This is a genomic window from Desulfitobacterium sp. PCE1 (genome assembly GCF_000384015.1).
In the GTDB taxonomy this organism is placed as follows: domain Bacteria; phylum Bacillota; class Desulfitobacteriia; order Desulfitobacteriales; family Desulfitobacteriaceae; genus Desulfitobacterium; species Desulfitobacterium dehalogenans.
Genome location: NZ_KB913023.1, coordinates 1,626,908 through 1,634,619, shown reverse-complemented (window position 1 = coordinate 1,634,619; position 7,712 = coordinate 1,626,908). Strand labels below are relative to the sequence as shown.

The 7,712-nt window shown below is 44.7% G+C and carries 8 protein-coding genes and 1 pseudogene; 4 read left to right on the top strand and 5 right to left on the bottom strand.

Features of this window, described 5'->3' with window-relative positions:
• Positions 1-142 precede the first annotated feature (142 nt).
• The 4 genes and pseudogenes from DESPCE1_RS0108160 to DESPCE1_RS0108145 all read right to left on the bottom strand — a co-directional run.
• Positions 143-550, bottom strand: a pseudogene (locus tag DESPCE1_RS0108160) (class I SAM-dependent methyltransferase); the annotation flags it as partial.
• 44 nt (positions 551-594) lie between these two features.
• Positions 595-1,296 (bottom strand): phosphatase PAP2 family protein, encoded by a 702-nt coding sequence (locus DESPCE1_RS21235; RefSeq protein WP_019850131.1) that lies wholly within the window; start codon positions 1,294-1,296, stop codon positions 595-597.
• A gap of 259 nt (positions 1,297-1,555) precedes the next feature.
• On the bottom strand, positions 1,556-2,266 hold the full coding sequence (locus tag DESPCE1_RS21230; RefSeq protein WP_019850130.1) for a phosphatase PAP2 family protein: 711 nt from the start codon (positions 2,264-2,266) through the stop codon (positions 1,556-1,558).
• Positions 2,267-2,518: 252 nt separating this feature from the next.
• A complete protein-coding gene (locus tag DESPCE1_RS0108145; RefSeq protein ID WP_014793557.1) occupies positions 2,519-2,857 on the bottom strand; it encodes a helix-turn-helix domain-containing protein in 339 nt (112 codons plus the stop codon).
• Between the two features lie 131 nt (positions 2,858-2,988).
• Here DESPCE1_RS0108145 and DESPCE1_RS0108140 point away from each other — a divergent pair, with 131 nt between their 5' ends.
• Entirely contained in the window at positions 2,989-3,384 is a 396-nt protein-coding gene (locus DESPCE1_RS0108140) for a pyridoxamine 5'-phosphate oxidase family protein (RefSeq protein WP_019850129.1), read from the top strand.
• A 61-nt stretch (positions 3,385-3,445) separates the two neighbouring features.
• Here the strand turns inward: DESPCE1_RS0108140 and DESPCE1_RS0108135 are convergent, their stop codons facing one another.
• Positions 3,446-4,051: a TetR/AcrR family transcriptional regulator gene (locus DESPCE1_RS0108135; protein WP_014793555.1), complete on the bottom strand. Its 606-nt coding sequence runs from the start codon at positions 4,049-4,051 to the stop codon at positions 3,446-3,448.
• A 185-nt stretch (positions 4,052-4,236) separates the two neighbouring features.
• Between DESPCE1_RS0108135 and DESPCE1_RS0108130 the strand changes: the two genes are divergently transcribed.
• The 3 genes from DESPCE1_RS0108130 (at position 4,237) to DESPCE1_RS0108120 (ending at position 7,673) form a co-directional block, all read left to right on the top strand.
• On the top strand, positions 4,237-5,022 hold the full coding sequence (locus tag DESPCE1_RS0108130; RefSeq protein ID WP_019850128.1) for an ABC transporter ATP-binding protein: 786 nt from the start codon (positions 4,237-4,239) through the stop codon (positions 5,020-5,022).
• The gene (locus DESPCE1_RS0108125) at positions 5,012-6,028 is read left to right on the top strand and encodes an ABC transporter permease (RefSeq protein ID WP_019850127.1); all 1,017 of its coding nucleotides are present in this window, start codon (positions 5,012-5,014) and stop codon (positions 6,026-6,028) included. The genes DESPCE1_RS0108130 and DESPCE1_RS0108125 overlap by 11 nt, the downstream gene beginning before the upstream one ends.
• 640 nt (positions 6,029-6,668) lie before the next feature.
• Positions 6,669-7,673, top strand: coding sequence for an HlyD family secretion protein (locus DESPCE1_RS0108120; RefSeq protein ID WP_019850126.1), 1,005 nt, complete (start codon positions 6,669-6,671; stop codon positions 7,671-7,673).
• The last annotated feature ends 39 nt before the right edge of the window (positions 7,674-7,712 follow it).

Sequence of the window (7,712 nt, the reverse complement as noted above, 5' to 3'; positions counted from 1 at the left end):
ATTGGATTCTGTTGGCCAACAGTCCTTTCAAATTGTAACGTGAGGTCTTCTTTTTGACAAAGATCATTTTTGACTACTACAGGAATGCTCCTCATTGATAAATTTCTAGTTAAGTTCGTTTTTCATTACAGCAAAGAAACTTTATCTTGATGACAAATTCCTGTTTATCGGTCAGATAATTCAAATAACCATTAGTTCGTAGTTTCAAACTAAAAGCAAGCGAACTAATTACTGCGTCAAATGAGTTTTCACCAAAAGCGATATCTTCAATAGGCATCTGGATACAGCGAATTTTCGAATCTGTTTTCTCTTTTGCTACCGTCAGCATTTTTTCGGAAATATCAACTCCTGTGACAGCATTGGCACCATGCTCGATAGCATATTGACAATGCCAGCCGAACCCGCAGCCTAAATCCAGTACGCGCTTATCCTTAAAATCAGGAAGTAACTTTTGGAGTGTTTTCCATTCGCCCGCACCGGAAAGCCCTTTTGTAGAGCGATCTATTTTGCTGTATTTCTCAAAGAATACTATGTCATCATTATTATGCACTCCACATGATACGTCCACGGGAACACATCAACAGCACACCTCAATCACTTTACCCCCTTACCCTGCTGAAGACGAATTTCAGACTTCTGATTTCTTTTTAACATCAATAATAAGTATGGTTTCTTGAGCCTTGCCCGTAACTCCTCCATATTCGCATAAAAAACCAGGTCAAACATCACACTGCCTAGCACTATAGCCCCAAGGACATCTAAAATAACATGCTGCTTAACAAAGAGAGTCGACAAAATGATTAAAACCGCATTTAAGTAAACCAGGGAGATATTCAGATAGTTTTTACCTTGGTACTTATTGATCCCTTTAATCATTAAAAAACTCAAGAGGACATGAATACTTGGAAAGGCGTTATAGGGCTGATCGTTGCTATAAATAAGAGCAACCAGCTTCGTCAAAACATCATGGCCAACGAGTTCCGGCCTGGGAACCTGGGTTTGGAAAAGAAAATAGATCCCGTAACATACCAATAAGCCAAGATCAAGAGCCAACAGGGTCCGGTAGTAAACTTTCTTATCCTTAAAACAAAAGTAGACCAAGGTTCCGAAAATGAAAAAATACCAAATTATATAAGGCACAATAAAGACTTTTGAAAAAGGAATAGCGTGGTCCAGATCTGTCACCAGGCTATAGGCTCCCCGATCAGCATTGTTGAGCAAAGCATAAAATATATTCAAAAGAGGAATGGACAACATTAAACAAAGGGGCCTGAGGTTCTGAAGTATTGTTTGCATCTCTTTTAACTTCCTTTTCACTTAGTCATAAACCTTAATCATTCTGCACATGGTAAAGGTTCACCAGAACGCCGCTATATGCATTATAGGTCTTAGTTCTTAACAATAAGCAAAAGAATTCTTGGGAATTTATTAATTTTTTATAGAATAAAACTAAACTCTTTCTCTTTTGAGTGTGCTTAGTAAGCCAAGAAATGAAAAACCCCGGGGAATCAGTCCCCGAGGCTATACTTTCCAGCTTCCTGCCGTAATTTTACTGTCACACACGGAAAGTGGAGTTAGATTTCTGTTCTTTTTTCATCAGCAGCCCCAAGCTGGGGGTCTTTAGCCTAAGCCTTAACTTTGCCCACACTTCCTCTATATTCGCATAAAAAACCAGATCGAAAATCAGACTGCCTAATACGATAGCCGCAAAAACATCTAAAATAACATGCTGCTTAATAAATACAGTCGATAAGATGATTAAGATCACGTTCAAATACACCATGGACATATTCAGATAGTTTTTACCCTGGTACTTATTGATCCCTTTAATCATCAAAAAGCTCATGAGGACATGGATACTTGGAAAAGCGTTATAGGGCTGATCATTGCTATAAACAAGAGCAACCAGCTTCGTCAAAAAATCATGACCAACCAGCTCCGGCCTGGGAACATGGGTTTGGAAAATGAAATAGATCCCGTAACATGCCAACAAGCCAAGATTTACCGCCGTCAGGGTCCGATAGTAGAGTTTCTTATCCTTAAAGCAAAAGAAGACTAAGGTTCCGAATATGAAAAAATACCAAATTAAATAAGGTATAACAAATATTTTCAAAAAAGGGGTATGCAGATCAAGGTCTGTCACCATGCTGTAGACCCCACGGTCAGTATTATTAAGCAGACCATAAATAATATTCAACAGTGGAATGGACAGCATGAGACAAAGCGGCTTGACATTTCGAACTGTATTTTGAATGATAGTTAGCATCTCTCTTAACTTCCTTTTCACTAAGTAATAAGTTTAACGAAGACTGCTAACTACATTATAAAACTTAGTTCTTAAAATTAGGAAGAAAAATTCTTAGAAATTTCTTAAAAGCGGCTTTAATTTCATTTAAATTCTTCTTAAAAGTGTTTTTTCCTACGCCAACTATCCTTCTGAAATAGATAAAGGACTTGAGTCACTATTATAGCGATTACAAGTCCTTTCAAGGATTTCATTGCACAAAGCCAGGGATTTTTAAGTACCGGCTTTGCTTTTCAGAAAGTCAATATATTCGTTTCCCCATTCCTGGATAGCATCCAAAACCGGGCTGAACCGTTTACCCAGCTCACTGAGGGAATACTCCACCTTGGGCGGTATCTGATCATATACAGTGCGAATAATCAAGCCGTTATCGCTCATCATCCGCAGCTGCTTGGTCAGAGTCGCCTGGGTCAAACTGGGAAGGGCTCTTTGCAGTTCATTAAAGCGCATATTCTTAAGGCTTAAATGGTACATGATCAGCAGAGTCCATTTTCCTGTAAGCAATTTTTGGGCCGTCACATAGGGGCAAATCCCATATAAATCTTTTTCCATACCTTCTCCTCAGTATCCTATTTTAGACTTACTATACTAAATGATCGTACTTGAATTAACTATCCCATCATGTTTCAATAATAGCGATAAAGGGATTCCTCGTCAATCCCTAAGAAACGGAGGATTCAAGCATGCAGGAAGTCTATGAGTTTTTGAAACAGTGCGGAACCTATTACCTGGCAACTCAAGAGGGCGATCTGCCCCGCGTCCGGCCTTTCGGCACCGTCAACATTTTTGAAAACAAGCTCTATATTCAAACGGGCAAGGTCAAAGATGTCTACCGGCAGTTAAAGACCCATCCCAAAATCGAAATCTGCGCCGTCCTCGACGGCAGTAAGTGGATTCGGGTAGCGGCGGTGGCTGTTGAGGACGACCGTCTGGAAGCCAAGCAGGATCTGCTGGACGCCTACCCTTCCCTGCAGGGAATGTATAAAGCGGACGATGACAACACCATCGTCTTTTACCTAAAAGATGCTACTGCGACATTCTCCTCCTTTACCGAAGCTCCCCGGGTAATCACTTTTTAACCTTTTAACTAAACAGAAGTTAACAAACGGCGGCCGGTTCAGTCCGGTCCGCCGTTTGCTTTTAAGTGAAGATTCCTGCTGCAAAGAGCGGGCCGTGGAAGGTGATGTTGACAAGAATTTTTGCCATTTCCTCCGGTGTTTCCCGCCGTCCTCTATCCAGCCATTCCTGTATCACTCCAAAATGAGCGGAAGCGATATAAGAAACCAGATACTCGCTGGGTACCAATAGCTTTTCTTTTTTGATTAATGTGACATAATTCTTTTCGAATATATTGCTCCACATTAATTTTTTAATTTGAGTTTGTAAAGCATAATTCCCTTTTGTTGATAATATGGCTTGCATTAAGGAGGCATTGTCATTGAAATACTCAAACAATCTGACCACGATTGTCAAGGGTATTCGCGTATCGACAAAATCCGCTGTGGAGAGAGTCGTGATTTTTAAGATAATATTCTCCATATCCTTGGTGACCTCTTCCAGAGTCTTATCCAGCAGATCAAACTTATCCTTATAGTGGAGGTAAAAAGTACCTCGGTTGATATTGGCTTTCGCTGTAATATCCTTGACGGATAAAGCGTCAAATCCCTTTTCTTCGATCAAGGCAACCAAAGCATTGCGAATGGCCTCTTTAGTCCGGATAATGCGCCGGTCTTCATTCGGATTCATGAGCGATTCCTCCCCTTTGCTTAAAACTTTTGCATATAAATGAACAAATTAAAGCAAAATGTTTATTAACCGTCATAAGGCCCTGTTTTGTCTCTTGAAGGCTTATTATGGTTTGATTATAATCAAATCAGGAAAATAATCAACTCATTGTTCAATAAATAGGCTTGCCTTTAGGGGGAATAGAGATGCTGAAAACACTGATGAAACAGAATAAGAGCAAAAAGAATTCTCCCGGTCCGGAAGATCCCCATGGCGTCGTCGTGCAGCATGTGAATAAATTCTTTGGCAAAAAGCATGTCCTCAAAGATATTGACCTGAAAATTCCCCATGGTCAGATTTATGGCTTGCTTGGCCCTTCCGGCTGCGGCAAGACCACCGTCGTCAAAATCATCGCCGGAATCCTGGAAGCTACTTCAGGGGAAGCGTATGTCCTCGGTGAGAAAATGCCCCAGCTGAGCTTAATGAACAAGGTGGGGTATATGGCCCAGTCCGATGCCCTCTATGGTTCTTTGACTGCGGTGGAAAATCTGCAGTTTTTCGGAGCAATTTACGGAATGAGCAAGGGAGAGATCAAAAAAAGGACGGTTGAAGTCATGGAGCTGGTCAATCTTACGGAACATCTCTACAAACCGGTTCAGGCTTTTTCCGGCGGCATGAAACGGCGGCTCTCCCTGGCTATTGCCATTCTCCATAATCCGCCGGTTTTAGTTTTAGATGAACCTACGGTAGGAATTGACCCTCTCTTAAGAAGAGATATCTGGGCAGAATTGAACACATTGGCCGGGCAGGGGGTTACCATCTTGGTCACAACCCATGTGATGGATGAAGCGGATAAATGCCATAGCCTGGCTATGATGAGGGGTGGGCGCCTGATCGCCAAGGGCACTTCCCGGGAGCTTCAGGAGAGGATCGGAGTCAACAGCATCGAAGACGCTTTCATCTATTATGGAGGACAGCACGATGAGAGTTAGAGCTTTAGCCTTCCGGATTTTAAATCAATTGCGGCATGACCGGCGCACACTGGCTCTGATGCTGGTAGCCCCTGTGTTTCTCCTCACCCTGGTTTATTTTATTCTGGCCGATACCGTTCCTGTGGTGAATGTGGCCGTAATCAATGCCCCGGCGGGATTTGAGGATAGACTTGAGGAACAAAACGTCAGAGGCTTACGGTACAGCGAGAGCGAAGCCCGCCGGGCTCTGGAGCAGGGGGAAGTCATTGCCACGATCAGCATCAGCGGCGGGAAATCCACGATTGAAGTGGACGGCAGCAATCCCACCAAGGCCAAAGTCGCTCTGGCCGCTTTGGAGCAGGCTAAAATGTCCGCTGTGCTCTCCAGGCCGGATCTTAAGTCTGAGGTCAATTATGTCTATGGCCAGGAGGATTTGCCAAGTTTTGATAACTTTGGAGCAACTTTAATCGGCTTTATTATTTTCTTTTTTGTCTTCCTGGTTTCGGGAATTTCTTTCTTGCAGGAGAGAACCTCAGGGACCCTGGAGAAACTTCTTTCCACTCCGGTCCGACGCTGGGAGATCGTGGTGGGCTATGTCCTGGGTTTCGGTCTTTTTACGATCCTGCAATCCTTCCTCATCTCCTGGTACTGTGTCTATGTCCTCAAGGTGATGATGATCGGTTCCTTTGCTTTGATTCTGCTCATTACCCTCCTGACGGCCATGATCGCTCTGACTTTGGGAATCCTGGCCTCTACTCTGGCTAATAATGAGTTCCAGATGATTCAGTTTATCCCCCTGATTATCGTCCCCCAGGTTTTCTTTTCCGGTTTATTTGATCTGCCTGCCGGGATGCAGGTCGTGGGTTACGCTATGCCTCTCTATTATATAGCCGATGCGCTGACCGCAGTGATGATCAAGGGCAGCGGTTTTGCGGTCATCGCCGGGGATTTGGGGATTATCCTGGCCTGTTCCGTGTTGTTCATAATTTTGAATACCTTGCTTCTTAAGAAATATCGGCGGATCTAGGGTGAAATGTGTTGTCCGGGTCGGGTAGCTTTACGCACAACGCTCTCTTCATAGCTCCAGGGCTGGTCAACTCGCTTTCTTAACAGCTCCGCCAAACCTCCGGGTAATACCTGATGTAAACCGGTGGCTCCGCTATGTTAAGAAAGCATCGTTGACCCGACCGCCCCTCCGCTAAATCCGTTCGCTTTTGTGCGTAAAGCTACGCTTATCGGTCTTTTTCGATTCTTTTCCAGGTCTTTTTCAAGTTAACCGTCTATGCCGCAGGCGGCACCGGCTGGGGATGAAAAGTATTGTCTGGGTCGGGTAGCTTATCCTAGATCCGCGCCGCTCAAGCCCAAAAAACCACCCAAGGATTTTGCTTTAAGGCAGAGAACGAATTCTAAGCGAGCTGGTAAGCAATCTTCGCGAAAAGACTACAGCGGAGTCGGGTTGGAAACAGGACGTTTCCAACCGGCTATGAGGCAGGAGCCGATTTAGCCGGGAACCCGACGGAGCGGAGGTCTTGAGCGATTAGATTGCTCCGCGCAGCTTATGGAGTGAACGCCGAAAGCAAAATCCTGGAGAATCAACTTACATTGATATCTTTTTCAGAGCAGATAATGTGCACAAACCTAATCGAACTGAGGAGGAACATAAGGTTATGAATATGCGAACACTACACTCAGGGCTTATTTTCACCGGACTTATGGCCATGATCTTAACCGCAGTTGGCTGTTCTCCCACCTCCGGCCTGGTCTTGGAAGGAATCGTGGAGACAAGCATCTATGCCCATTACAGCGAAGTGTCCGGGAAAATCAGCCAACAGGCTGTGGAGCTTGGCCAAACCGTTAAAGCCGGTGACGTTCTGGCCGTGCTGGATGACCGCAATGAACGGTATGCTCTGGAACAGTTGGAGCAGACCCTGGCCAGGAAACAGGCGGTCCTGGCCGAATTAAAGACCGGAGCTGACTCTGAGGCCTTGAAGCAGTCTGCAAATAGCGTGAAGCTGGCGGAAATAGCCAATGCCAATGCCCAGCTGGCTCAGGACCGGACCAGGAAAGATTATGAAGATGCTCAGGTTCTCCAGAAAGCCGGCGCACTCCCTCAGGCTGAACTGGATAAGCTCAAATACCAGGTGGATCTGGCAGAAGCCGCCGTTACCACGGCGGCCCTGCAATTGGATAATGCCCGCCAGCAAATGACCTTGCTGCAAAAAGGAACTCCCCAGGAAAAAATCGCCGCCGCTCAAGCCGATGTAGCTTTAACTGAAGTACAAATCCGCCAGACCAAGGATAATTTAGCTAAATACACCCTTACCGCTCTTCAGGACGGAACGGTTATCAGCAGGAATTATCTGCCCGGAAATATGGTCTCCCCCGGATTTGATCTCATCGATATCGCTTCGGAAACAGAAAAACACCTGGTGGCTTATCTGCCCAAGGAGTATCTGCCCAAAATAAGCTACGGACAAAACGTGGTCATCCACTCCGGAGAGAAGGAATACTCAGGAACCGTCAGCTTTATTGATGTTAAGGCCCAATATACCCCCAAGGACATGCAGACTTCTGCCAATAAGAATAAAGAAAGCATGAAGATCAAAGTAAACCTGGCCCCCGAAACCCCCTTAAAAATCGGCGAAAAAGCGGAGATCGTCCTTCCCGACTGATTGACTTCGCTGAAAATGCCACAAAACGAGGAAGACCCG

Bases quoted from the DNA above. Each gene is read 5' to 3' on its own strand.
- DESPCE1_RS0108135 (WP_014793555.1), bottom strand. From the start codon at position 4,051: ATGAATCCGAATGAAGACCGGCGCATTATCCGGACTAAAGAGGCCATT.
- DESPCE1_RS0108145 (WP_014793557.1), bottom strand. From the start codon at position 2,857: ATGGAAAAAGATTTATATGGGATTTGCCCCTATGTGACGGCCCAAAAA.
- DESPCE1_RS21230 (WP_019850130.1), bottom strand. From the start codon at position 2,266: ATGCTAACTATCATTCAAAATACAGTTCGAAATGTCAAGCCGCTTTGT.
- DESPCE1_RS0108120 (WP_019850126.1), top strand. From the start codon at position 6,669: ATGAATATGCGAACACTACACTCAGGGCTTATTTTCACCGGACTTATG.
- DESPCE1_RS0108130 (WP_019850128.1), top strand. From the start codon at position 4,237: ATGCTGAAAACACTGATGAAACAGAATAAGAGCAAAAAGAATTCTCCC.
- DESPCE1_RS0108125 (WP_019850127.1), top strand. From the start codon at position 5,012: ATGAGAGTTAGAGCTTTAGCCTTCCGGATTTTAAATCAATTGCGGCAT.
- DESPCE1_RS21235 (WP_019850131.1), bottom strand. From the start codon at position 1,296: ATGCAAACAATACTTCAGAACCTCAGGCCCCTTTGTTTAATGTTGTCC.
- DESPCE1_RS0108140 (WP_019850129.1), top strand. From the start codon at position 2,989: ATGCAGGAAGTCTATGAGTTTTTGAAACAGTGCGGAACCTATTACCTG.